The sequence below is a fragment of the Variovorax sp. PBL-E5 genome (assembly GCF_901827185.1).
In the GTDB taxonomy this organism is placed as follows: Bacteria; Pseudomonadota; Gammaproteobacteria; order Burkholderiales; family Burkholderiaceae_C; genus Variovorax.
Genome location: NZ_LR594673.1, coordinates 201,485 through 225,122, shown reverse-complemented (window position 1 = coordinate 225,122; position 23,638 = coordinate 201,485). Strand labels below are relative to the sequence as shown.

Genomic DNA, 23,638 nt, shown 5'->3' with positions numbered 1-23,638 from the left:
CATGTTCAGCAAAGTCATCGTCGCCAACCGCGGCGCCGTCGCCGCGCGCGTGCTGCGCGCCCTCCGGCAACTCGGCGTGCGTTCCGTCGCCGTCTATTCGGAGGCCGACGCCCATCTGCCCTATCTCGCGCAGGCCGACGAAAGCTACTGCCTCGGTGCGCCCGAGCCGCAGGCGAGCTACCTGAACCAGGACAAGCTGCTCGACGTGCTCGCCCGCTCGGGCGCGGACGGGCTTCATCCCGGCTACGGCTTTCTTTCCGAGAACGCGGGCTTCGCCGAACGCGTGAATGCCACCGGCGCGACCTTCATCGGCCCGAGCCCGCGCTGGATCGATGCGATGGGGCACAAGACCCGGGCGCGCGATCTCATGGCGCGCCACGGCATGCCGATGGCCCGCAGCTCGGGATTGCTGGCCGACGACATGGACGAGGCCCTGCGGGCCGCCGAGCGCATCGGCTTCCCGGTGCTGGTGAAGCCGGCCACCGGCGGCGGTGGCATCGGGATGCTGGCGGCCCATTCGCCCGAGGAATTGCGCGTCGCGGTCGAGCGCGCGCGCACGCTCGCCGCCCGCAGCTTCGGCAACGCGGAGCTCTACCTCGAAGAGCTGATGCTTTCGCCGCGGCACATCGAGTTCCAGGTGCTCGCCGATCGGCAGGGCCACATCCGCCATCTCTTCGAACGCGATTGCTCGGTGCAGCGTCGCCACCAGAAGCTGATCGAGGAGTCTCCCGCACCCCTGATCCCGCGCGCCGCGATCCTGAAGGCGGCGGACCGCATGACCGAGATCCTGCACACGCTGCGCTACGACGTCATCGGCACGGTCGAGACGCTCTACGGCGCCGCCGACGCGTTCCAGTTCCTGGAGATGAACACCCGGCTGCAGGTCGAGCATGCGGTCACCGAGGAGATCACGGGCATCGACCTGGTCGTTTCGCAGATTCGTCTGGCGGCCGGCGAGCCGCTGGCCTCGGTGCTGCCCGCGGACATCGCCGTGCGCGGGCATGCCATCGAAGTGCGCATCTATGCGGAAGACCCGGTGCGTTTCTTCCCGTCGCCCGGCACGCTGCGGACCCTGCGCTTTCCGAGCGGCCCGGGACTGCGCGTCGAAACCGGCTATGCCGAGGGCAGCGTCGTCACGCCCTGGTACGACCCGCTGATCGCCAAGCTCATCGTCCATGCCGAGCATCGCGAAGCCGCGATCGATCGCCTGGTCGAGGCCATCGACGCGACGGAGATCGCCGGCGTCAAGAACAACCTGCCGTTCCTGCGCCGCATGCTGATGTCCGCCCCATTCCGTTCGGGCCACGTCCATACCGGACTGGCGGCGCAAGTGCTGCAAGGCAGCGCCGCCTGATCACTGTCTCATCACTACGCATTCAAGGAACCTTCATCCCATGGCCAGAATAGAAATCAAGTCCGAAGTCACGGGCAAGGTGTGGAAGCTGCAAGCGAGCCCGGGCAGCCGGGTCACGCCCGATGAATCGATCATGGTGGTCGAATCCATGAAGATGGAAATCCCGGTGTTCAGCGCGGACGAAGGAACGCTGGTCGAGGTCCTCGTGGCCGAAGGCGATGCGGTCGAAGACGGCCAGGTCGTGGCGATCGTCGAGGCCTGACATGACGCATTCGCCCACCCTCGCCACCGGCCCCGCATTGAACCGGCGCGGCACCCTGGCCGTGCTGCTCGGCTCGCTGCTGGGCGCGAATGCGCGCGCGGCCGCGTGGAAGCCGACCGGCCAGGTCGAATACGTGATCCCCTCGGCCGCCGGCGGCGCCGTCGACATCTATGGCCGGGTGATGAAGAAGTTCTTCGACACCCACGATTCGCTCGGCGGCCAGGCCATGATCATCACCAACCGGCCCGGCGGGCAGGGGATGATCGCGGCCGCGCCGGTGGTGCAGCGCCCGGGCGACGCGGACATCTTCACGATGCTCTCGACCGGCTTCATGCTCGGGCAGATCCTGGGCGACTACAAGCACGACCTGCTGAAGGACTTCACGATCGGGCCGATCCTTTTCGAAGAGGCCCTGGTGGTCGCGGTGAAAGCCGATTCGCCGATCAGGAACGCCGCCGACATGGTCGCGCGCCTGAAGAAGGATCCGGGGTCGCTGCGCATCGCGGTGGCGCCGGGGCTCAACAACCACATCCACATCGCGATCCTGAAGCCGCTGAAGCTGGCGGGTGTCGCGACCGAGAAGCTGACGGTCGCGCCTTTCCGTTCCTCGGCGGAGTCGGTCGTCGCGCTGCGCGGCGACCACGTCGATGTCGTCTCCGCCAGTGCGGCCAACCTGGTGACCGGCGTGACGAGCGGCGCGCTGCGCGTGATCGCCGTGTCGTCCGCCGCGCGCCTGCCGGGCGCGCTGGCCCATGTGCCCACATGGAAGGAGCAGGGCATCGACAGCGTCTACACCTCGGTGGAAGGCATTCTCTTTCCGCCCCGGATCACGGCCGAGCAGATCGCCTTCTGGGACGAGCGCTTTCGCGAGCTTTCGCGCTCGCCCGAATGGGCGGCGACCTTGCAGGAATACGAGGTGACGCCGCGCTTCATGGACCACGCGCAGGCGCGGGCCTTCGTGGCGAGCGAACTCGAGGAATCGTCGCGCCTGCTGCACGCACTGGGGATGGTCAGTTGAACGCGGCGGCAGCTTCCTCCCCCAACGCCCTCGATGGCGTGCGCGTGCTCGAGATCTGCACCACCATCGCCGGCCCGGCCTGCGGCCGGCTGCTCGCCGACTTCGGCGCCGACGTCATCAAGATCGAGCCGCCCGATGGCGATCCGGTGCGCCAGCTCGGCAACCACGTCGGCGACGTGGCGCTCTATGCGGCCTCGATCCTGCGCGGCAAGCGCTCGATGGTGATCGATCTCAAGAACAGCGAAGGCGTGGCGCTGGCGCTGGCCCTGATCGCGCAGGTCGACGTGGTGCTCGAGAACAACCGCCCCGGCGTGCTCGAGCGCATGGGGCTCGGCTACGAGGCTGCGAAGAAGATCAAACCGGACATCGTCTATGCCCGCATCAGCGGCTACGGCCAGGACGGCCCCAGTTCGCAACTGCCCGGTTACGGCGCCATCTGCGAAGCCTTCGGCGGCGTGCGCCATCTCACCGGCGACCCGGACCGCCCGCCGTCGCGGGTCGCCCTGGCCACCACCGACTACCTGAGCTCGGTCTATGCCGCCTTCGGCATCCTGGCCGCGCTGCGGCACCGGGATCGCACGGGCTTCGGGCAGGTGGTGGACGTCGCACTCTACGAGGCCGCGTTCTCGCAGATGGAGTCGGTCGTGCCGGCCTACGACAAGCTGGGCAATATCCCGATCCGCCAGGGTCCGAACCTGCCGTCGATGGCGCCGAACAGCCTCTATCCGACCCGCGAGGGCGGCTACGTGCTGATCGCTGCCAACAGCCGATCGACCTACGAACGCCTCATCCAGGTGATGGACCGTCCCGACCTTCTGACGGATCCGCGCTACGCCACCATCCGCAGCCGCGGCCTGAAGGCGAACATGCAAAGCCTGGACGCGATGGTCGCCGACTGGACCCGCGGCTTCGATGGGCCGGTGATCGAGAAGCTGCTGCAGGACGCCGGCGTTCCGGCATCGCGGGTCTTCACGATCCAGGACATCTTCGACGACCCGCATTACGCGGCGCGCGACATGATCGCGCGTGTGCCGCATCCGGTGCTCGGCGAAGTCCGGCAGACCGGGGTGGTGCCGAAGCTCTCGGCCACGCCGGGCCGCATCCGGCACACCGGGCCCGAACTCGGCGCGGACACGGAATCGGTCCTGCGCGACGACCTGGCGCTCGCGCCGGACGTCATCGCCGCACTCGTCGACGCCGGCGTGGTGAGAACCACGTCGACGGTCGAAAGCCTCTGAGGACACACACCGATGAATGCAAGCAAGGAGTGGGGCCAGGAGCTGGCCGAGCTGGAGGTGCGACGCGGATTCGCAGCGCAGATGGGCGGCCCCGAAGCCATCGCGAAGTGGCAGGCCGTAGGGCGGCTGAACGCGCGCGAACGCGTCGACGCGCTGGTCGACGCCGGCTCGTTCCGCGAAATGGGAGCGCTCGCCGGCAAGGGGCGCTACCACGCCGATGGCACGCTGGACGCGGTCACGCCGTCGACGCAGGTCATGGGCCTGGCCGAGATCGATCGCCGCTCGGTGGTGGTGATCTCCGACGACTTCACGATCCGCGGCGGCTCTTCCGAGGCCGCGGTCGCGGAGAAATGGGTCTATGCCGACCGCTACGCCTACGAGTACCGCAAGCCGATCGTGCGCATGGTCGACACCGCCGGCGGCAGCGTGAAGCTGCTCAAGCAGACGGGCCACACGAAGATTCCGGGCTATGCCTTTCTGCCGGGCGCGCAGCTGCTCGGCCGCTCGCCGGTGGTGGGCATTGCGATGGGCGCGTGCGCGGGCCTGGGTGCGATCCGTTCCGCGCAGGCCCATTTCTCCATCATGCTGAAGGGCAAGAGCCAGGTCTTCGCGGGCGGACCGCCCGTGGTGAAGCAGGCGCTGGGCCACGACATCGACAAGGAATCGCTCGGCGGCTACGAGGTCCATCGCGTGAGCGGCGTCGTGCACAACGCGGCCGACACCGAAGCCGAGGCCTTTGCCCTGGCCCGGCGCTTTCTTTCCTATCTGCCGGCCAACGTCTGGGAGGCACCGCCGCGCACGCCCGGCGACGACCCGGCGGAGCGCGCCGATGCCTGGCTCAACGATGCCATTCCGCGCGACCGGCGCAAGATCTTCGCGCCGCGCAAGATCGTCGCCGCGCTGTTCGACCGCGAATCGGCGTTCGAGATGCAGCCGCACTTCGGCGCCTCGCTGCTGACCTTCTTCGCGCGTCTGAACGGCATCCCGGTCGGCGTGATGATCAACAACCCGGTGGTGATGGGTGGCGCGTTGACGCGCGCGGCTTCACTGAAGATGGAACGCTTCGTCGATCTCTGCGACACCTTCCACTTGCCGATCGTCAACCTCGTGGACCAGCCGGGCACCATGACCGGACTGGAGGCCGAACGCGACGGCACCATGTATGCCACGCTGCGCGCGGGTGCTGCCATCGAGCAGTCGTCGGTGCCCTGGTGCGCGATCGTGCTGCGCCGCTGCTTCGGGTTGGCCGGCGCGATGCTGAGCCCGAAGTTCGGCCCGGGCGGCACCGCATTGCCGCACCGCTTCGCCTGGCCCTCGGCGCGCTGGGGTTCGATACCGATCGAGGGCGGTGTCGCGGCGGCCTACCGCAGGGAGATCGAAGCCTCGCCGGACCCGATCGCCACCCGCTCGGGCCTTGAGGACGAGTACCACCAGCTGAGTTCGCCGTTCCGCACCGCGGAGCGATTCGGCATCGTCGACGTGATCGAGCCGGCGAGCACGCGGCCGCTCCTGTGCCGCTGGGCCGAAGACGCGCGCGCGCTCACGCTGCACGCGCTGGGGCCCCGGCCGCGAACGATGCGCTGAGGTGCAGGACAGCGCCGGATGCGTCGCCGACACCCAGGATTCGGTACGGCGGCGCGATGCTATATTGCCGCGCATGTTCACCCGCGCCCAGATCACCGCCCTCCAGAAATCGCGGCGCCATGGCATCGGACGGCTGCTGCTGCTGGCGCGCCAGGACTTCATCGCCCGCCTGTCCGAGAAGATGAACGGCCCGGACAATGCGGCGCTCCAGGCGCGCGGGCGCCTCTTGCCTTATATCGACGTCCACGGCACGCGCAGCATCGATCTGGCCCGCCGGCTCGGCGTGACCAAGCAGGCGGTCGCGCGCATGGTGAAGGATCTCGAGGACGAAGGCCTGCTCTGCCGCGACGCGGACGGCGCCGACGGACGCGCATCGCTCGTGCGCTTCACCGAGGCCGGGTTGGAATACATGACGCACATGCACAAATGCATTGCCCAGATCGAAAGGGAGTACGCGCGGCTGATCGGCAACGAGCAGATGACCGTCGTGCGCGATGCGCTGTCCATGATTGCCTACCGCGGCGAGCCTGCGGACTCGAAGGGCGCCGACCGGGCCTGAGGCGATCGACCGCGCATCTCTAGGCGCCGGGCAGCTTCGGCAGCAGGGATTCCACGAAGCCCCCGCGGGCCCGCGAAAACTGGCTTTGCAGGAACTCCCGCATCGCCTCCACCGCCGGCACGCCCGTGCGCGCGCGGCTGGTGTAGATGCTCATGGAGCGCACCACCACCGGATGGGTCATCGGCAGCATGCGCAGGTTGTGGATGTTCGTCATCGGGCGCACGTAGCCCGCACAGATGGCGCTGCCGAATCCGCTGGCCACCAGCGCCAGGGCGGTGCCGGTGTGGGCGACCTGCCAGGCGGCCTCGAGGACCGGCGTGCCGCCGAGTTCGGCGTTGATGCGCGCCGGGGTGTCGATGCCGGTGAAGACGAGCGGCTCGCCCGCCAGTTCCGACCATCGCAGGCTCTTGCGCCTGCCCCAGCGGCCGTCGCTGCGGCACACCACGTGAACGCGCGAATCGAAGGCCGGCGTGGCACGCAGGGCCGGGCCGACCGACGTGCTCAGCGTGATGCCGATGTCCGCGCGTCCCTGCTCCAGGGCCGGGAAGATCTCGTCGACGCCCAGGTCCATCGGCTCGAGCCGCACATCCGGCCGCGACTGCCGAAAGGCGGCGAACAGGGGCGGCATGAGGGCCCAGGTGACGACCTGGCTCGTGGCCATGCGGACCACCCCGGTCTTCTGGTCGCGCAGGTCGCTCGCCCATCGGCGCGCGCCTTCGACGTCCGCGAGGATCCGCTCGGCAAAGGGCAGGTACTGCTCGCCGGGACCGGACAGGCGCACGCGCCGCGTCGTTCTGTCGAAGACGCGAAAACCGAGCGAGGCCTCGAGTTCGGCCACCACGATGCTCAATGCCGCAGGCGTGACGTGCAATGCGCGCGAGGCCTCCACGAAGCTGCCGAGCTGAGCCACGGTGGCGAAAGCGCGAAGCTGCCGAAGACTCACGTCGATGGATCTCGGGCGGGCAAGGGGTTCGCTGGAATTCATAAGCGTTTCCTTGTGAATCGCTAAGAAATTTTAGCTTGTGGGCTGCGGCACTGCTGCCTAGAGTGGCCGGATGCGCGAAGGGCGAGAACTTGCAGGCGCGGCGCAGGGCAGGGCAGGGCAGTACAAGCAGGAGACATCAGATGATCAAGTTGGCAGGGCTTGCCGCGCTCGGCATCGCGTGGGGCTGCGTATCGGCACACGCGCAGGAGTGGAAGCCGACGGCGCCCATCGAATTCGTCGTGCCTTCCGGTCCCGGTGGCGCGGCAGACCAGTACGTCCGGGCCATGGGCCATCTGCTGGCGAAACACGACATGCTCAACGGCCAGTCCTGGGTGGTCGTGAACCGGCCGTCCGGCACGGGCGTCATCGCGCTGCAAAGCCTGCAGCAGCGGCCGGGCAATCCGCACGTGCTCACCCTGTCCTATACCGGCATCACGATCTCCCATCTCACCGGCGAGTTGAAGCTGGGCTTTTCGGATTTCACGCCGGTGGCCCTGTTCCTGCGCGAGACGATGGCGGTCACGGTGCGATCGGATTCCAGCCTCCAGAGCGCCGGCGATCTGGTCGCCAGCCTGAAGCGGGATCCCGCGAGCGTGCGTTTCGGCTATCTCGGGCATCACGTGCTGATCTCGCTGGCCAAGCCGCTGAAGGCGGCGGGCGTCGACCTCGGCAGGCTGACGCTCGCGCCGTACCGCTCCTCGGCGGAGGCGCTCACGGCCTTGCTGGGCGGCTACGTGGACGCCGTTCCGGCCAGCACGCCCAATCTGGTGGGCATGGTGTCGGCCGGCAGCGTGCGGCCCCTGGCGGTGTCGTCCGCGGAGCGCCTCGATGGCGTCTTCGCGCATGTCCCGACGTGGCGCGAGCAGGGCGTGGATTCGAGCTTCAGTTCGGTGTACGGCCTGATGCTGCCCAAGGACGTGCCGCCGCAGGCGGTGCGTTTCTGGGAAGGCGCGATCGAGAAACTTTCCAACGACCCCGAATGGCAGGCGCTGCTCGCGCGCAACGGCGCCAAGCCTCTCTACATGAACCAGGCCAAGACCATCGACTATTTCGACCGCGAGCGCACGGAACTGGCGCCGCTGGTCAAGGAGCTCAAGTTGGGTCAGAACTGACATGAGCGACACCATGAAGGAGACGCGCGGGCCCCTGGCCGGCGTGCGCGTGATCGAGCTGTGCAACACCTTCGCCGGCCCGGCATGCGGCAGGCTGCTCGCGGACTTCGGCGCCGACGTGATCAAGGTCGAGCCGCCGGAGGGCGATCCGGTGCGCCAGATGGGCATGTTCTCGGAGGGCGTGTCCTTGCAGGCCATTTCGATCCAGCGCGGCAAGCGCAGCATCGCGGTGGACCTCAAGACGCCCGACGGCAAGCGCATCCTGCACGAGCTGCTGGCCAAGGCCGACGTCATGCTGGAGAACAACCGCCCCGGCGTGATGGAGCGCCTCGGCTTCGACTACGACAGCTTGCATGCGGCCAATCCCCGGCTGGTGATGGTGCGCATCAGCGGCTACGGCCAGACCGGGCCTTATGCATCGCGCCCGGGCTATGGGGCCATCTGCGACGCCTTCGCGGGCGTGCGCGACCTGACCGGCGACCCCGATCGCCCGCCGAGCCGCGTCGCGCTCGCGACGACCGATTACCTCACTGCGATCTACAGCGCCTTCGGCGCCATGATGGCCTTGTTCCATCGCCAGTCGACGGGCCGCGGCCAACTGGTGGACGCGGCGCTGTACGAGACCGCCTTCTCGATGATGGAAGGTTTCGTGCCGGCCTTCGACAAGCTCGGGCACGTGCCTGCGCGCCAGGGGCCCAGCCTGCCGAACGTCGCACCCAATAGCCTCTATCCGACGACCGACGGCTATGTGCTCATCGCGGCGAACAACGACGCGACCTTCGCCCGCTTGCTGCGGGCCATGGCGCGCGAGCCGCTGGCGGTCGACCCGCGCTTCGCCAGCGTTCGCCTGCGCGGCCAGCACGCGGCCGAGCTCGACGAGGCGGTGGCCGAGTGGACGCGGCCGCACACCGGCGCGGAGGTGGAGCGCAGGCTGATCGAAGCCGAAGTGCCTTGCTCGCGCGTCTTCACCTTGCCCGACGTGTTCGACGATCCGCATTTCAAGGCGCGCCAGATGCTGATCGACGTGCCCCATCCGGTGCTGGGGTCGGCACGCCAGCAAGGGATCGTGCCGAAGCTGTCGGACACGCCGGGCAGCGTTCGATGGGCCGGCCACGAAGCCGGCGCCGACAGCACCGACATACTGGCCGGCGAACTCGGCTACAGCGCGGAAGCCATCGGCGAGCTGATCGCGCGCCGGGTCGTCTTCCGGCCCGCGTGCGCCTGATCGATCGCGCCATGCCTCAGTTTCCTTCACAACAGTGGAATGCCGAGCTCGAGGACATCGATGCCAGGCGCGCGACCGCAGCCCGGATGGGCGGGGCCGGGAATCTCGCGCGCACGCGCGAGCTCGGCATGATGAATGCGCGCGAGCGCATCGACCGCCTCGTGGATGCAGGCAGCTTCCGGGAGTTCGGCGCGTTGGCCGGCAAGGGGCGCTACGGCCCGTCCGGAGACCTCGAATCGTTCACACCCTCGGCGCACGTCATCGGGCTGGCGCAGGTGGGCGCGCGCAAGACCGTCGTGGCCTCCGACGACTTCACCCTGCGCGGCGGCTCCTCGGAAGCGACCGTGGCCGAGAAATGGATCTACGCCGATCGCTACGCCCATGAATACCGGCTGCCGCTGGTGCGGCTGGTGCACAGTGCGGGCGGCAGCGTGAACCTGACGCAGCAGCTGGGCTTCACGAAGATCCCGGGCTATGCGCTGCTGCCTTCCACGCAACTGCTGATGCTGGCGCCCGTGGTGGGCATCGTGCTGGGCCCGGCAGCGGGGCTGGGTGCGATCCGGGCCTGCAGTTCGCATTTCTCCGTGATGGTGCGCGGCCAGGCACAGGTCTTCGCTGGCGGCCCGCCCGTCGTGAAACAGGCGCTCGGCCTGACCGTCGGCAAGGAAGAACTCGGCGGCTGGGGTGTTCACAAGACCAGTGGCGTGATCAACAACAGCGCGGCGACCGAAGCGGAGGCCCTCGACCAGGCGCGCCGCTTCCTGTCCTTCCTGCCGCAGCACGTTTTCGCGCAGCCGCCGGTCGTGGCATGCACCGATCCTGCGGCGCGGTCCGAGCCGTCCCTGAACGACGCCATTCCCGCCGAGCGGCGCAAGGTCTTCGAGCCGCGCAAGATCCTTGCTGCGGTCTTCGATCGCGAATCGGTGTTCGAGATTTCCCCGCAGTTCGGCGGATCGCTCGTCACCTGCCTGGCTCGGCTGGACGGGCATGCCGTCGGCGTGATGATCAACAACCCGGTCGTGATGGGCGGCGCGCTGACGCGCGCGGCGGCGCAGAAGATGGAGCGCTTCATCGATCTCTGCGACACCTTCCATCTGCCGATGGTCAACCTGGTGGACCAACCCGGCTCGATGACCGGCCCGGACGCCGAGCGCGAAGGAACCCTGGCCGCGGTGCTGCGCGCCCAGGCCGCGATGGAGCAATCGTCCATCCCCTGGATCGCGATCGTCATCCGCCGCTGCTTCGGCCTCGCCGGCGGCATGCTCAGTCCCTGGGTCGGGCCGGGCGGCATGGCCTTGCCGCACCGTTTCGCGTGGCCATCGGCGCGCTGGGGATCGGTGCCGGTGGAAGGCGGCGTCGCGGCGGCCTACCGGCGCGAGCTCGAAGCCGCCGCCGACCCCGAGGCGCGCCGGCTCGAACTCGAGACGCTGTTCCACAAGATCGGATCGCCGCTGCGGACGGCGGAGCGCTTCGGCGTCGTCGACGTGATCGAGCCCGCGACCACGCGACCCTTGCTGTGCGATTGGGTGCGCGATGCCTACGCGGTCTGCGCGACCCGGCTGGGCGTGAAGCTGCGCGGCATGCGATGAGCCGGGTCCGCGCCATGACGAGAGACAAGGAACAAGGTTGATGGACCGGAAAGAAATCTCGGACGATTACGAACGCCGCCATGCGCAGGCGCTGGCGATGGGTGGCGCGGCCAAGCTCCAGCGCCGGCGCGACGCCGGCCTGCTCGATGCACGCGCCAGGCTGGCCGCGCTCTTCGACGAAGGCAGCTTCGCCGAAGTGGGCCTGTTCGCGTTCTCCGGCCCGGATGCGGGCAAGGCGCCGGCCGACGGCAAGATCGCCGGCTTCGGCCGCATCGCCGGGCGCGAGGCGGCGGCGATGTCGAACGATTTCACCGTCATGGGTGCATCGAGCACGATGGTCAACGGCCGCAAGATCGCCCACATGAAGCGCGTGGCGGCGCAGCGCGGCCTTCCGCTGGTCTTCCTCGGCGAGTCCTCGGGCGCGCGCATTCCGGAAACGATGGGTGCCGCCGGCATGGGTGCCAGCGGCAGCGATCCGGCGCAGTACCTGCGCTTGCGCGAAACGCCCTGGGCGGCGGCCATCCTCGGCCCCTGCTACGGGTCGTCGAGCTGGTACTCGTGCCTGAGCGACTTCAAGGTGATGCGCAAGGGCGCCTTGCTGTCGGTCTCGAGCGCACCCCTGGTGAAGCAGGCGACCGGCGCCACCCTCGAGCCCGAGGCGCTCGGCGGCTGGCTGCTGCATGCTGAGACCACCGGGCTGGTGGATCAGGTGGTCGACAGCGACGAAGAAGCGATCGACGCGATCCGCCGCTTCCTGTCGTACCTGCCCTCGCACAACGCCGAGACGCCGCCGCTGCAGCCGGTGCCGCCCGGCTCGGGCGACCTGATGCCCGGCATCCTGGAACTGCTGCCCGAGCGCGAGACGCAGGTCTACGACATGAAGAAGATCATCCGCGCGATCGTCGATCGCGACAGCTTCTTCGAACTCAAGGCGCGCTTCGGCAAGACCGGCATCACCGGACTCGCCCGCCTGGGCGGACGCGCGGTCGGCATCATCGCCAGCAATCCGCTGCACAAGGGCGGCGCGCTCGAGATCGCCGCCTGCAGGAAGATCGCATCCTTCATCGTCCTGTGCGATTCCTTCAATATCCCGTTGGTCAACCTGGTCGACGTGCCGGGCTTCGCGATCGGCCTCGAGGCCGAGCAGGCCGGGGCACCCGCGCGCATCATGAACTACATGACGGCGCTGCAACTCGCCACGGTGCCGAAGCTGACGGTGATCCTGCGCAAGCTCTACGGACAGGCCTATCTGAACATGGGCGGCGGCCGCAACTCCGACGAGATCGCGGTCTGGCCCACGGCGGAAATCGGATTCATGGCGCCGGCCGCGGGCGTGACCGTGGTCGATGGCCTGTCGCCCGGCGATCCGGGCTTCGACGACCGGCTGGCCGAACTGGCGCGCGAGACCAGCCCGTGGGTGATGGCAGCCAACTTTCACGTGCAGCAGGTCATCCGGCCGCATGAAACACGCGACTGGCTGGTGCGCATGCTCGAGGTCCATCAGGCGCGCGGCACGGCGGGCGTGGGACGGCACCTGATGCAGAGCTGGCCCTGCTACTTGTGATACCGCTTGGAGACGACCCATGACACCCGGATCGATACGCCGCTCGTTGATGGCCGCCATCGCATGCATCGGACTCGCCGCGGCCCTGCCGCAGGCCTTCGCGCAGCAGCGCTACCCGGGTCGCCCGATCACGATGATCGTGCCCTTCGCGCCGGGCAACGTGACCGATTCGATCGCTCGCCTGATCGCCGACCGGCTGCCGCAGGAACTCGGCCAGGCGGTGGTGGTGGAGAACAAGGCCGGTGCGAGCGGCGGCATCGGCATGGCGGCCCTCGGGCGGGCGGCGCCCGACGGCTACACCATCGGCCTGAGTGCCATCGGGCCCTTGGCACTCAATCCGGCGCTCTATCCCAAGCTGGCCTACGACGCGGAGAACGGCTTCTCGATGATCTCCGTCGTCTATCGCGGCCCGATCGTCGTGCTGGTCGACCCCAAGTCGCCGTACCGGACGCTCAAGGATCTGATCGAGCAATCGAAGCGTGCATCGATCGAGTATGCGACGCCCGGCGCGGGATCCTCGCAGCATCTCACGGCGGAACTGCTCCAGCATGTGAGCGGCGCCCGGCTCGTGCATGTGCCGAATCGCGGCAGTGGCCAGGCCGCTGCGCTGCTGCTGGGCAACCATGTGCCCGTGCTGTTCGAAGTGACGAGCGTCGCGGTGCCCTACGTGCGCAACGGCCAGATGCGCGCGCTCGCGATCAGCTCGGCCCAGCGCCTGCCGGCGCTGCCCGACGTGCCCACCGTCGCCGAGAGCGGCTACCCGGGATTCTCGGCCGAGGGCTGGCTCTGCGTGGTCACGCCCGCGGGCGTGCCGGCCGGGATCCAGCAACGGCTCGCCGATGCAGTGCGGAAGGTCATGCACCTGCCCGAGGTGCAGGCGCAGATCGCGAACTTCGGTGGTTTCGCCGAGAGCATGAGCCCGGCGCAGTCCACGGCGTTCGTGCATGCGGACACGGCGCGCTGGGGCGAGCTGATTCGATCCGCAGGGATCAAGCTGGAATAGGCGGACCGTGTTCCACAAGGTTCCGATCACGAAATCCGAAATGGAGAAGAAATGGCACGCATCGAAGTGAAGGCCGAAGTCACCGGCAAGATCTGGAAGGTTCTGCTGCCCGTCGGGTCGCGGGCGGATGCCGATGACACCCTCCTGGTGGTGGAGTCGATGAAGATGGAGATCCCGGTGCAATGCGAGGCCGCTGGCGTCGTCGTGGAGCTGCGCGCCGGCGAGGGCGATGCGGTGGAGGAGGGGCAGGTCGTGGCGATCGTCGAGACCTGAAGAGAAGGCTTGCCGGTGAGGCCCATTCGGTTTGGCGGAGGCCACGTGCGGCGTGTGTGACGGTTCTGACGTGCTGTACAGGCTGTTGTGGCCTCGATAGTTCGTCGACGGCCGGTCATGGCTGGATCGCGCGAATCTCTGCCGCTGGAAGTCTCAGTCCCCCGGCCCTCGATGAAGCCGCTGGCCGGGCACCTCGAGCGTCGCTCTCAACACATGGCCGTACGTCGAATCGGTGACGTACAGCATGCACCGATCGGCGCCGCCGAATGCGAGATTGGTGGTCGACGCACCGGCCGGACCGCGCAGCACGAGCACCGGCTCGGCGCGCCGGTTGAGAACCCACACATAGCCCAGCCCGGGGTTGGCGATGAGGAGACCACCTTCCTCGTTCATGGCCAGGCCATCGGGGCCGCTCGGGCCGTAGGAGGTGAAGAACTGGCCGACCTTGGCCACGCTGCCGTCGTCCATCAACGGCGCGCGCCATACGCAGTTGCCGCGCGTGGCGGCGACGAACAACACCTTCTCGTCCGGCGAGAGCACCACGCCGTTCGGACTCGGCACGTTGGCCAGCAAAAGATCGAGCCGGCCCTCGGGCGAGAGCCGATAGACGCGGCCGGTGGGTTCGTGCAGGCCACTCTGGCCCTGGTCGGTGAAGTAGAGATTGCCATGGGCGTCGAACACCAGGTCGTTGACGCCCTTGAAGCGTTCGCTGTTGCGGCGCTCCAGGAAGGACGTGACCTGGCCCGACGCGATGTCGAGCCGCATCAGGCCGTTCTTGTAGTCGGTGATGAGCAGTTCCCGCGCGTTGAGGAACTTCATGCCGTTGGGCTCGCCGTCGTATTCGGTGACCAGTTCCCACTCGCCCGCCGCGTCGATGCGAAAGATGCGACCGAAGGGAATGTCCGTCAGGTACAGGTTGCCGGTGGCGTCGAACACCGGGCCTTCGAGGAAGGAGTCGACCGGTTGGCCACCGCGGTTCGCATCGGCCCAGGCGCTGCGTTCCTTGCGCCGGAAGCGCTCGGGCATGCGGCTGAAGATCTCGAGTTCACGGACTTCGGGCGGCTGGACGAAGAACATGGCATGCGCTTTCTCTTTGTGTTGCGTTACTGCTTGTCGACCTGCGCGGTCGCCGCCACTTTGCCCCACAAGCGCGCGTTCTCGCGCAGCAGGGTCGCGAAGGCCGCGCCACTCACCACCGTCGGCACGCAGCCGAGGTCGTCGGCAAAGGCCTGGATGTCGGGACTCGCCATCGCGATCGCGATCTCCTTCTCCAGCCGTGCGACCACCGGTGCCGGCGTGCCCCTGGGTGCCCACAGACCGGTGAAGTTGATCACGCTGTAGTCCTTGACGCCCGCCTCGGCGAAGGTCGGCGTGTCGGGCACGGCCTTCAGGCGCTTGCTGCCGCTGATCGCCAGCAGGCGCACCTTGCCGCCCCTGACCTGGCCCATGACGCCGGGCGTCGAGGCGATCTGGAAGTCGATGCTGCCACCGAGCAGCGCCAGCGTGGCCTCGCCCGCGCCTTTGAAGGGCACATGCGTCGCATCGAGGCGGGTGGCGCTCTTGAGCGCTTCGGTCGCGAAGTGTGGCATGGTGCCGGCACCGCCGGTGCCGTAGTTGAGCTTGCCGGGGTTGGCCTTCGAGTACGCCACGAGTTCGCCGAAGGTCTTGAACTTCGAATCGGCCGCAACGACGAGCGCGACCGGCGCGAAGTTGAAGGCCGCCACCGGCACCAGGTCCTTCTCATGGTCCCAAGGCAACTTGCTGAAGACGTAGGGCAGGATCGAGTAGGTGGTGTCGTTGGCGAGCAGCGTGTAGCCGTCCGGCGCCGCGCGCACCACCTGCTGCGCGCCGATGGTGCCGGTGGCCCCGGCCTTGTTGTCGATGAAAAAGCTGTGGCCGGTCTGCTCGGTCAGCTTCTGCGCAATGCGCCGCGTGACCTGATCGACGGCGCCGCCAGGCGGGTACGGCACCACGATGCGCACGCCCTTGTCGGGGTAGGGGGTCTGCGCGAGCGCGCAGGGCGCGGTGAAAGTGAAAGCGGTCACTGCGCACAAGGCCAGCGCGGCGCGTCGATCGAGGATGAAACGGGGGTTCATGGGGTCCATTCTGTTGAATTCGTTGTCGGCTTCAATCGGCCTTGAGATCGAGTTCGCGCGCGATGCGCGTGTAGGTCGTCACTTCGCGCTGCATCCGGGCGCCGAAGGCCGAGCCGCAGACCGATTCGGCATCGAGGCCGAGCTTGTGCAGCTTCTCGGCGGTCGACGCGCTCTTCGCGAACTCGGTCGATACGCGCTCCAGTGCCTTCACGATCGGCTCGGGTGTACCGGCCGGCGCGAGAACGCCGTACCAGGCGTCGGCCGAATACTCGCCACCGCCGGCCTCCTTGAAGGTGGGCAAGTCGGGCAGCAGTGTCGAGCGATTCTTCGAGGCCACGGCGAGTGCTGTCAGCTGGCCGCTCTGGATCTGCGGCAGCACCGAGCCGAGCGTGGCGAACGAGCTGTCGAGCTGGCCGCCCATCAGATCCGTCACCACCGGCGCGGCTCCCTTGTACGGCACGTGATTCAGCGACAGGCCATTGGCACGCGCGAACATCTCGGTCGCGAAGTGTCCCGAGCTGCCGATGCCGGCCGTGCCCGCGGTCACGTGGCCGGGCTCGGCACGGGCCTTCGTCATGTATTCGGCCAGCGTCTTCACCGGCAGGCCGTGGCCGACCACGAGCACCGTCGGGCTCGACGCCACCGTGCAGATCGGCTGGAACGAGCGCACGGCGTCGAACTTGACGCGGTTGCTGTAGAGCGCGGGGATCATCGTGTGGTTGGTCGCACCGAAGAGCAGCGTGTAGCCGTCGGCGGGCGCGCCGGCCACCGCCTGGGCCGCGATGATGGTGTTGGCGCCGGGCTTGTTGTCGACAACGAAGGGTTGGCCGAGCGCACGGCTGGCGTGATCCGCGAAGGCACGCGCGACCACATCGGTTGGGCCGCCGGCGGCGAAACCGACGACCACGCGAACTGGCTTGGCCGGCCACACGTCCTGTGCCTCGGCCGGGCCGGCCGCGAAGCCCAGACAGTGCGCGGCCAGCGCGATCGAGGCGGCGAGCGCCGCGCGGCGATGGGAAAGATGGCATGAGGGCATGTCTTGTCTCGTGGTGAGAGGGTTGCGGACTCAATCGATCCGGATGCCGCTGGCCTTGATGACGCCGGCCCATCTGGACGACTCGCTCTCGACGAAGCGAGCGAACGCCTGCGAACTCGAGCCGACCGGCTGCACGCCGAGCTCGCTCAGCCGCCGCTGCAGTTCGGCGGTCCTGAGGGCGGCGCGGGTTTCGGTTTCGAGCAGGTCCAGCACGGCCTTCGGTGTTCCGGCCGGCGCGAACAGCCCGTTCCATTCGTTCACCTCGAAACCCGGAACGCCGGACTCGGCCACGGTGGGCAGATGCGGCCACTCCGGCACGCGCGCGGCCGAGGTGATGGCCAGCGCCCGCAGCTTGCCGCTCTTGACGAAAGGTCCCGACGCCGAGGTGGCGCTGAACATCAGATCGACCTGCCCGCCGACCAGATCGGTGAGCGCGGGTGCACCGCCGCGGTAGGGAATGTGCGTCATCGACAACTTCGCGCCCTGCTTGAACAACTCGCCGGCCAGATGCTGGGCTCCTCCGTTGCCGGCCGATGCGTAGCTGAGCTTGCCTGGGGCGGCGCGCGCGGACCGGATCAGGTCGGCCACCGATCGCAATGGTGACGCGGTCGGCACCACCAGCAGCATGGGCACCCGCGTCACTTGCGAGATCGGGGCGAAATCTTTCGCCGGTTCGTAAGCCAGCTTGGGAAACAGACTCGGATTGACGGTGAAGGCAGTCGCGTCGAGCAAGAGCGTGTAGCCGTCGGCCGGGGCCTTGGCCACCAGGCCTGCGCCGATGGTGCCGCCGCCGCCGGGACGGTTGTCGACGATCACCTGCTGCTGCAGTCGTTCCGACAACTGCGCGGCCAGCAGGCGCGCCGTGCTGTCCGCATTGCCGCCGGCCGGATAGGGAACGACGAGCCGGATGGACCGGTGCGGCCACGCGTTCTGTGCCCAGGCCGTGCCTGCGCCGAGCGCGAGCCAGCCCATTGCGGCGGCGGATGCCGCGAGCGTTGCGCGGCGATTGCGCTGGAACAGAGGGTTCATGTTTGTCTCCTTGCAGGAATGGAATTTGGATCGCGAACCGCGCCGGTGCTCAGACCGTGGCGATGGGCGTCGCCGGCGAGCCCGCGGCCCCCGGCAGGCGCAGCGGCGGCGCGGTCAACAGGAACCGGCTGCGCCCGTTGGCACGCAGCCAGTGCGCGAGCTCGCTCAGGTACCAGAGCTCGCCCAGGTGAATGCCGTTCTTGAACAGGCAGTGCTCGTGCAGTGCGAGGCGCGGCTGGCGCATCGGCGCGCCGCCCTCGCCGAGCCGCTTGGGCTGCACCAGTTCGACGGCCGGGTTGTCCGCGATCAGGCAGGCCAGCCGCACGTCGACGATCCAGTTCAGCAGCCTGGCGTCATGGCCATCGAGGCCGCTGCCGGTTTCGTGCAGGTGCTTCACGTCGGGCTGGCGGTTCATCGCCAGCAGCGTGTCGGCGAAGCCGGTGTGCATGCAGACCATGTCGCCGGGCTCGACCTCCACGCCGTCGGCTTCCAGCACGCGCATCAGCGTGTCGTAGCCGACGGCCTGGCGCCGGCGGCCGAGGTGATGCGCAAGATCGATCAGCACGCCGCGCCCCTGCACGCCGTGCGCGGCCAGTTGCTCGATCCCGAGCGCACCGGCCCGCGGGCCGGGGTAGCGCGCCCAGGGCTCGACCGCGTGCACATCCTCGGCAGCCGGTTGCAGTTGCTCGCCGGCGCGAAAGCCGTTGTAGAACACGGCTTCGGCCACGCCGTCGCCATCGGCATCGAAGCGGCTGCCCATGTGGGCGAGGCTGTCCCACTGCGTCGAGTACTGCAGGCTCATCAGCACCACGTCGTCGCAGACCACGTCGCTGAGGTCCGGATCCTCCGACTGGTACGACCAGCAGAAACCCTGCTGCCCGTCGCTCGCGCCATCGCGCAGCGTGGAGAAGGTGCGTGGCGGCATGCGGCGCGGATTCAGCGCGCGGCCGCCGGGCACGTCGAGCGGCAGCGACAGGCAGAAGGTGCGGCCTTCGCGCACCTCGGCGATGCCCTGCAGGACCTTCGCGGCATCCACCAGGTTCATGCGCCCGCGCTGGTCGTCAGGGCCGAATTCGCCCCAGTGGCTGCCGGCGGGTGCGTGCTTCCAACGTTGTGGCATGCGGCCTCCGGCACTCAGGCGCCCGCAGCGGCCGGCTGGCGCGCCAGCGAATCCAGCAGATTCTTCGCCGCGCCGACGCCCATGTTCACATAGGCGTCGCGGGTCACGCCGCCGATGTGCGGGCTCAGCACGATGTTCTTCTCGCCCTGGAACGGATGGCCGGGCGTCATCGGCTCGATGGCGAAGCTGTCGAGGCCCGCACCCGCGACCTGTCCCGAGCGCACGGCGTCGAGCAGCGCCACCTCGTCGATCAGGCCACCGCGCGCGGTGTTCACCAGGATCACGCCGCGCTTGCATTGCGCGAGCGTCTTCGCGTTGACGAGGCCGCGGTTCTCTTCGCTCAACGGACAGTGCAGCGAAACCGCATCGGATTCGCGCCAGATCGTTTCCAGGTCCACGCGCTGCACATAGGGCGGCAGGCTGCCGGCGAACGGATCGAAGCCGATCACGCGCATGCCGATCGCATCCGCCATCTTCGCAAAGCGCAGGCCGATGGCGCCGAGGCCGACCACACCGACCGAGCGCCCGCCCAGCTCCAGGCTCTTGTGCGTGGCCTTGTCCCAGTGGCCGGCGTGCATGCGCGCGTCAAGCGGCACCACCGACTTGGCGCAGGCCAGCAGCAGCGCGAGCGCCTGCTCGGCCACCGCAGCCGCGTTGGCACCGACGGCGGCAGCCACCTCGATGCCACGTGCCTTGGCCGCGGCCTTGTCGATGGTGTCGGTGCCGCTGCCGTGCTTGGAGATCACCTTGAGCGCGGGTGCAGCGTCCATCACCGCGGCGCCGATCCTGCCGTAGCGCACGATGATCGCCACCGGGTCGTGCGCGCCGCACAGGGCCACGAGATCGGCCTCGGTCGGCGCCTTGCCGGCAAAGACGATCTCATGCGCCTTCAGCAGCGCGAGCGCCTCGGGCGCCAGGTCGGCGCCCGTCACGAGGATGGTGCTCACAGGGTCTGCCCTTCCTTCAGCACGCCGGCGGTGCGCAGTGCGGATGACAGCCACTTCGCGGCGGTGTCCCCGGCTTTGATGGCGGCGATGCGCGCGGCCTCGTCCTTGACTTTCTTCGCGGCGAGCGGCAACAGGGCCTCGATCTTCTCGCGCTCGACGACGACCACGCCGTCGCCGTCGCCGATCACGAAGTCGCCGGGCCGCACCGTCACGCCGCCGACCGTGACCGGATGGCCGATGCGGCCGCCGATGTTCTTGGTCGGGCCGTTCGGATTGGTGCCGACAGAGAACACCGGGTAGTCCATCTCGTCGAGCTCGAGACTGTCGCGCACCGCGCCGTCGATCACCACGCCGGCAAGACCCAGTTGCCGGCAGGCGGTCATCATGATGGTGCCCATCAGCGCCGAGCTCTGGTCGCCCTTGCCGTCGATCACCAGCACGTCGCCCGGTCGGGCCATCGCGATGGCGGCGTGGATCATGAGGTTGTCGCCCGGGCGCACCTCGACCGTGAAGGCGGTGCCGGCCAGCTTCATGCGCGGACGCAAGGCCTTGATGCGGCCGTGCAACGCGCCGCGCCGGCCGGCCACGTCGGCGAGGATCGCGGGCTGGAACGCGGCGGCCTGCGTGACGATGTCGGCAGGCACGCGTTCGAAGTCGCGGATGATGTCGGGAAGGATGGAGGACATGAGGTTTCTTTCGTTGGAGAGAAGGCGGGGGTTGATCAGTCGGCTTTGATGCCGGCGCTCTTGATGACCTTGCGCCACTTGGCAAGGTCGGCTCTCTGGGTGTCGGCGAGTCGCTGCGGGGTGCTGCCGACGAGCGAGACGCCGAGCTTGTCGGCCATGGCGACCAGGTCGGGCTCCTTCAGGATGCGAACGATCTCCGCGTTGAGCCGCTGCACCACGGGTTGCGGCGTGCCGGCCGGCGCATAGACCGCCTGCCATTGCTCGACCACGAAATCGGGAATGCCGGCCTCGGCCATGGTCGGCACATCGGGCAAGGACTTGAGGCGTTTGGCCGAAGTGACGGCCAATGCCTTGAGCTTGCCGCCCTCGACGTGCGGCAGCGCGGCGGCGGCCGGCGCGAACATGAAGCTGGCATGGCCTCCCAGCACGTCCTGGATGGCGGGCGTGTCGCCCTTGTAGGGGACATGGGTCATGCGGGTGTGCGACTGCATGCACAGCAGTTCGCCTTGCATCTGCAGGATGGTGCCGTTGCCGCCCGAAGCGAATGACAGGGTGTCCGGCCTGGCCTTCGCCTCCGCCAGCAGATCGGCCACCGTGCGAAACGGCAAGCCGGCACCGACGACCAGCACGTGCGGGATGTTGCCGATCAGCGTGACGGGCTCGAAGGCCTTGACCGGGTCGTACTGCATGTGCTGCAGCAGGCTCGGCACGATCGCCTGCGGACCGATCGAGGTGCCGAGCAGCGTGTAGCCATCGGGCGCTGCCTTGGCGACGAAGGCCGAGCCGATGGTGCCGGTGGCGCCCGCCTTGTTCTCGACGATGACCGCCGTGCCCAGGGCGCTGCCCAGCCGTGCGGCGATGGCGCGACCCAGGATGTCGGTGGTGCCGCCGGGCGGATAGGGCACGACCCAGGTGATGGGCTTGCCACCCGGCCAGCCGCCTTGCGCGCCGGCAGGCATGCAGGCCAGCGCGAGCAGCGAAAACGCGAGGGCGCCCAACGTGCGCCGGCGGATTGAATTCATGATGTCGCCTCGTGAGGAGTTGCGTTGGAAAAGCCGTAGAGCGCAGCGGGGTTGTGGACCAGCACGCGCCGCAGCGTGCCTGCATCGCCCGTCCATTCGGCGAGCAGCGCCATCTGCCGCGCGTCGTCGGGCATCGGCTGGTGACCGGCCGAGGCGGAGGCATGCGGCCAGTCGCTGCCCCAGAGCACGCGCTCGGGCGCGGCGTGCAGGTAGCTGCGGGCGAGCGGCGCTACGTCGGCGTAGTGCGGCGGGCCCTGCTCGGTGACGATGTAGCCGCCCGACAACTTGATCCAGGCCCGGCCTGCGCCGAGCAGGCGCAGCACCAGCGCATGCGCCGGGTGATGCCCGGCCATCGAAGGCGCTATGCGGCCGAAGTGATCGAACACGACGGGCACCGGCAACCGGCCGAGCACGTCGGCCAGACCGGCGAGCAGGTCGGGCGGCGCTAGCAGTTGCAGATGCCAGCCCAGTGCTGCGATGCGTTGCGCCAGCAACTCGAGCCCGGCGATCGCGCCGATGAAACCGAGCGACAGATTGAAACGGATGCCGCGCACGCCGGCTGCATGGAGCCGTTCCAGCACCGCGTCGTCGACGCCTTCGTCGATCACGGCCACGCCACGCGCATCGGAGCCGAACGCGAGCAGCGCGTCGAGCATCGGCCGGTTGTCGGTGCCGTAGGTCGAGGGCGTGACCACCACCACGCGCCGGGTACCGGTGCGCCGCTGCAGCAGGCGGTAATCGTCGACGCCGGCATCGGGCGGCGTGAGCCGCGCGCCCACCGCCGCGGGGTAGCGCGCGTCGTACACGTGCATGTGGCAATCGCAGGCGCCTGCCGGCACCGCGACCGCAGCGCGGCCCCGCCCGGCGGAGAACGGCGTCGCGAGCACTTCGTCGTCCATCGTGTTCATCGCGCCATGCGTTCGGCGTCGAGCCGTTCAGTCGATCGTGGCGCCCGATGCCTTGACAACCTTGCCCCAGCGACCGATGTCGTCACGGATCAAGGCGCTGAACTTTTCCGGCGTGCCGGTTTCCACATCCGCCCCCTGGGCCGCAAGCTTCTTGCGCAGGTCGGGCGCGGCCAGCGCGTTGTTCAACGCCGCGTTCCACTTCACGACGACGTCCCTGGGCATCGCGGCCGGGCCCACCAGGCCGAACCAAGTCACCGCTTCGAAACCCTTGTAGCCGGACTCGGCCACGGTCGGGACATCGGGCAGATCCTCGGCGCGCTTGGCCGAGGTGACAGCCAGCGCGCGCATCTTGCCGCCCTTGACGAAACTGATCAGCGTCGGCACCGACGACACGTAGAGTTGAACCTGCCCGCCGATCACGTCGGTCACGCCCTGCGACGCGCCCTTGTACGGCACGTGCGTGAGCTTGACGTCGGCAGTGCGCTGCAGCATCTCCGTGGCCAGGTGCGCGACCGTGCCGTTGCCCGAGGTAGCGAAGTTGAGCACGCCAGGTTTGGCCTTGGCTGCGGCCACGACATCAGCCAATGTCTTGTACGGCGAGTCGGCAGCCACCACGATGGCCAGCGGCGAGGATGCCACCAGGCCGATGGCGGCGAGGTCTTTGACGGGGTTGTAGGGCAGCTTGGGATACAGCGTCGGGTTGATCGCGAGGTTGCTGGTCTGGCCCATCACCAGCGTGTAGCCATCGGGCGCGGCCTTGGCAGCGGCATCCACGCCGAGGTTGCCGCCGGACCCGGGTCGGTTGTCGATCACGACGGTCCACCCCTGTTCGGTGACGATCTTGTTGACCAGTTCGCGCGCAATGATGTCGGTGCCGCCACCCGGGGGGAACGGCACGATCAATCGGATCGGCCGAGAGGGATAGGCCTGCGCCAGCACGGCGCCGGACGCCAGTGCGAGCGCCATTGCGATGCTCGCGCGGCGGGTCATGCGGTTGATCTGCATCTCGTGTCTCTGTCTTGTTGAAG

The 23,638-nt window shown here is 68.6% G+C and carries 23 protein-coding genes; 12 read left to right on the top strand and 11 right to left on the bottom strand.

The window, feature by feature from the left end:
* Nucleotide 1: 1 nt before the first annotated feature.
* From WDLP6_RS32965 to WDLP6_RS32945, 6 genes are read left to right on the top strand one after another with little or no spacing between them, the layout of a single operon-like run.
* Entirely contained in the window at nt 2-1,354 is a 1,353-nt protein-coding gene (locus tag WDLP6_RS32965) for an acetyl-CoA carboxylase biotin carboxylase subunit (protein ID WP_162595500.1), read from the top strand.
* Between the two features lie 40 nt (nt 1,355-1,394).
* Nucleotides 1,395-1,616, top strand: coding sequence for an acetyl-CoA carboxylase biotin carboxyl carrier protein subunit (locus tag WDLP6_RS32960; protein ID WP_162571860.1), 222 nt, complete (start codon nt 1,395-1,397; stop codon nt 1,614-1,616).
* A 1-nt stretch (nt 1,617) separates the two neighbouring features.
* Nucleotides 1,618-2,634 (top strand): Bug family tripartite tricarboxylate transporter substrate binding protein, encoded by a 1,017-nt coding sequence (locus WDLP6_RS35305; RefSeq protein WP_162595498.1) that lies wholly within the window; start codon nt 1,618-1,620, stop codon nt 2,632-2,634.
* On the top strand, nt 2,631-3,872 hold the full coding sequence (locus WDLP6_RS32955; RefSeq protein WP_232077674.1) for a CaiB/BaiF CoA transferase family protein: 1,242 nt from the start codon (nt 2,631-2,633) through the stop codon (nt 3,870-3,872). The genes WDLP6_RS35305 and WDLP6_RS32955 overlap by 4 nt, the downstream gene beginning before the upstream one ends.
* Before the next feature lie 12 nt (nt 3,873-3,884).
* Entirely contained in the window at nt 3,885-5,456 is a 1,572-nt protein-coding gene (locus tag WDLP6_RS32950) for an acyl-CoA carboxylase subunit beta (RefSeq protein WP_162595494.1), read from the top strand.
* Between the two features lies 1 nt (nt 5,457).
* The gene (locus WDLP6_RS32945; protein ID WP_162595493.1) at nt 5,458-6,015 is read left to right on the top strand and encodes a MarR family winged helix-turn-helix transcriptional regulator; all 558 of its coding nucleotides are present in this window, start codon (nt 5,458-5,460) and stop codon (nt 6,013-6,015) included.
* A 19-nt stretch (nt 6,016-6,034) separates the two neighbouring features.
* Here the strand turns inward: WDLP6_RS32945 and WDLP6_RS32940 are convergent, their stop codons facing one another.
* Nucleotides 6,035-7,000, bottom strand: a complete 966-nt coding sequence (locus WDLP6_RS32940; RefSeq protein ID WP_162571855.1) for a LysR family transcriptional regulator — start codon at nt 6,998-7,000, stop codon at nt 6,035-6,037.
* A 140-nt stretch (nt 7,001-7,140) separates the two neighbouring features.
* Between WDLP6_RS32940 and WDLP6_RS32935 the strand changes: the two genes are divergently transcribed.
* Genes WDLP6_RS32935 through WDLP6_RS32910 form a run of 6 tightly spaced genes read left to right on the top strand, consistent with a single transcriptional unit; the run spans nt 7,141 to nt 13,766 of the window.
* Nucleotides 7,141-8,112 (top strand): Bug family tripartite tricarboxylate transporter substrate binding protein, encoded by a 972-nt coding sequence (locus WDLP6_RS32935; RefSeq protein WP_162595492.1) that lies wholly within the window; start codon nt 7,141-7,143, stop codon nt 8,110-8,112.
* A 13-nt stretch (nt 8,113-8,125) separates the two neighbouring features.
* Nucleotides 8,126-9,337, top strand: a complete 1,212-nt coding sequence (locus tag WDLP6_RS32930; RefSeq protein ID WP_162595491.1) for a CaiB/BaiF CoA transferase family protein — start codon at nt 8,126-8,128, stop codon at nt 9,335-9,337.
* 11 nt (nt 9,338-9,348) lie between these two features.
* Complete coding sequence (locus WDLP6_RS32925) at nt 9,349-10,926, top strand: acyl-CoA carboxylase subunit beta (protein WP_162595488.1); 1,578 nt, start codon at nt 9,349-9,351, stop codon at nt 10,924-10,926.
* A gap of 40 nt (nt 10,927-10,966) precedes the next feature.
* Complete coding sequence (locus WDLP6_RS32920; protein WP_162595486.1) at nt 10,967-12,490, top strand: acyl-CoA carboxylase subunit beta; 1,524 nt, start codon at nt 10,967-10,969, stop codon at nt 12,488-12,490.
* A gap of 19 nt (nt 12,491-12,509) precedes the next feature.
* Complete coding sequence (locus WDLP6_RS32915; protein ID WP_162595484.1) at nt 12,510-13,493, top strand: Bug family tripartite tricarboxylate transporter substrate binding protein; 984 nt, start codon at nt 12,510-12,512, stop codon at nt 13,491-13,493.
* Between the two features lie 51 nt (nt 13,494-13,544).
* Nucleotides 13,545-13,766: an acetyl-CoA carboxylase biotin carboxyl carrier protein subunit gene (locus WDLP6_RS32910; RefSeq protein ID WP_162595483.1), complete on the top strand. Its 222-nt coding sequence runs from the start codon at nt 13,545-13,547 to the stop codon at nt 13,764-13,766.
* 153 nt (nt 13,767-13,919) lie between these two features.
* Here the strand turns inward: WDLP6_RS32910 and WDLP6_RS32905 are convergent, their stop codons facing one another.
* Genes WDLP6_RS32905 through WDLP6_RS32860 form a run of 10 tightly spaced genes read right to left on the bottom strand, consistent with a single transcriptional unit; the run spans nt 13,920 to nt 23,615 of the window.
* Nucleotides 13,920-14,843 (bottom strand): SMP-30/gluconolactonase/LRE family protein, encoded by a 924-nt coding sequence (locus tag WDLP6_RS32905; protein WP_162595482.1) that lies wholly within the window; start codon nt 14,841-14,843, stop codon nt 13,920-13,922.
* Between the two features lie 26 nt (nt 14,844-14,869).
* Complete coding sequence (locus WDLP6_RS32900; protein WP_162595481.1) at nt 14,870-15,862, bottom strand: Bug family tripartite tricarboxylate transporter substrate binding protein; 993 nt, start codon at nt 15,860-15,862, stop codon at nt 14,870-14,872.
* Nucleotides 15,863-15,893: 31 nt separating this feature from the next.
* Nucleotides 15,894-16,898 (bottom strand): Bug family tripartite tricarboxylate transporter substrate binding protein, encoded by a 1,005-nt coding sequence (locus WDLP6_RS32895; RefSeq protein WP_162595480.1) that lies wholly within the window; start codon nt 16,896-16,898, stop codon nt 15,894-15,896.
* A 30-nt stretch (nt 16,899-16,928) separates the two neighbouring features.
* Entirely contained in the window at nt 16,929-17,927 is a 999-nt protein-coding gene (locus WDLP6_RS32890) for a tripartite tricarboxylate transporter substrate binding protein (RefSeq protein WP_232077673.1), read from the bottom strand.
* A 49-nt stretch (nt 17,928-17,976) separates the two neighbouring features.
* Nucleotides 17,977-19,047: a cyclase family protein gene (locus tag WDLP6_RS32885; RefSeq protein ID WP_162595479.1), complete on the bottom strand. Its 1,071-nt coding sequence runs from the start codon at nt 19,045-19,047 to the stop codon at nt 17,977-17,979.
* 14 nt (nt 19,048-19,061) lie between these two features.
* A complete protein-coding gene (locus WDLP6_RS32880; protein WP_162595478.1) occupies nt 19,062-19,994 on the bottom strand; it encodes an NAD(P)-dependent oxidoreductase in 933 nt (310 codons plus the stop codon).
* Entirely contained in the window at nt 19,991-20,680 is a 690-nt protein-coding gene (locus tag WDLP6_RS32875; RefSeq protein WP_162571843.1) for an RraA family protein, read from the bottom strand. Before WDLP6_RS32875 ends, WDLP6_RS32880 begins: the two co-directional genes overlap by 4 nt.
* Before the next feature lie 35 nt (nt 20,681-20,715).
* A complete protein-coding gene (locus WDLP6_RS32870; RefSeq protein WP_162595477.1) occupies nt 20,716-21,702 on the bottom strand; it encodes a Bug family tripartite tricarboxylate transporter substrate binding protein in 987 nt (328 codons plus the stop codon).
* The gene (locus WDLP6_RS32865) at nt 21,699-22,601 is read right to left on the bottom strand and encodes an amidohydrolase family protein (protein WP_162595800.1); all 903 of its coding nucleotides are present in this window, start codon (nt 22,599-22,601) and stop codon (nt 21,699-21,701) included. The genes WDLP6_RS32870 and WDLP6_RS32865 overlap by 4 nt, the downstream gene beginning before the upstream one ends.
* 36 nt (nt 22,602-22,637) lie before the next feature.
* Complete coding sequence (locus tag WDLP6_RS32860) at nt 22,638-23,615, bottom strand: Bug family tripartite tricarboxylate transporter substrate binding protein (protein WP_162595475.1); 978 nt, start codon at nt 23,613-23,615, stop codon at nt 22,638-22,640.
* Nucleotides 23,616-23,638 lie beyond the last annotated feature (23 nt).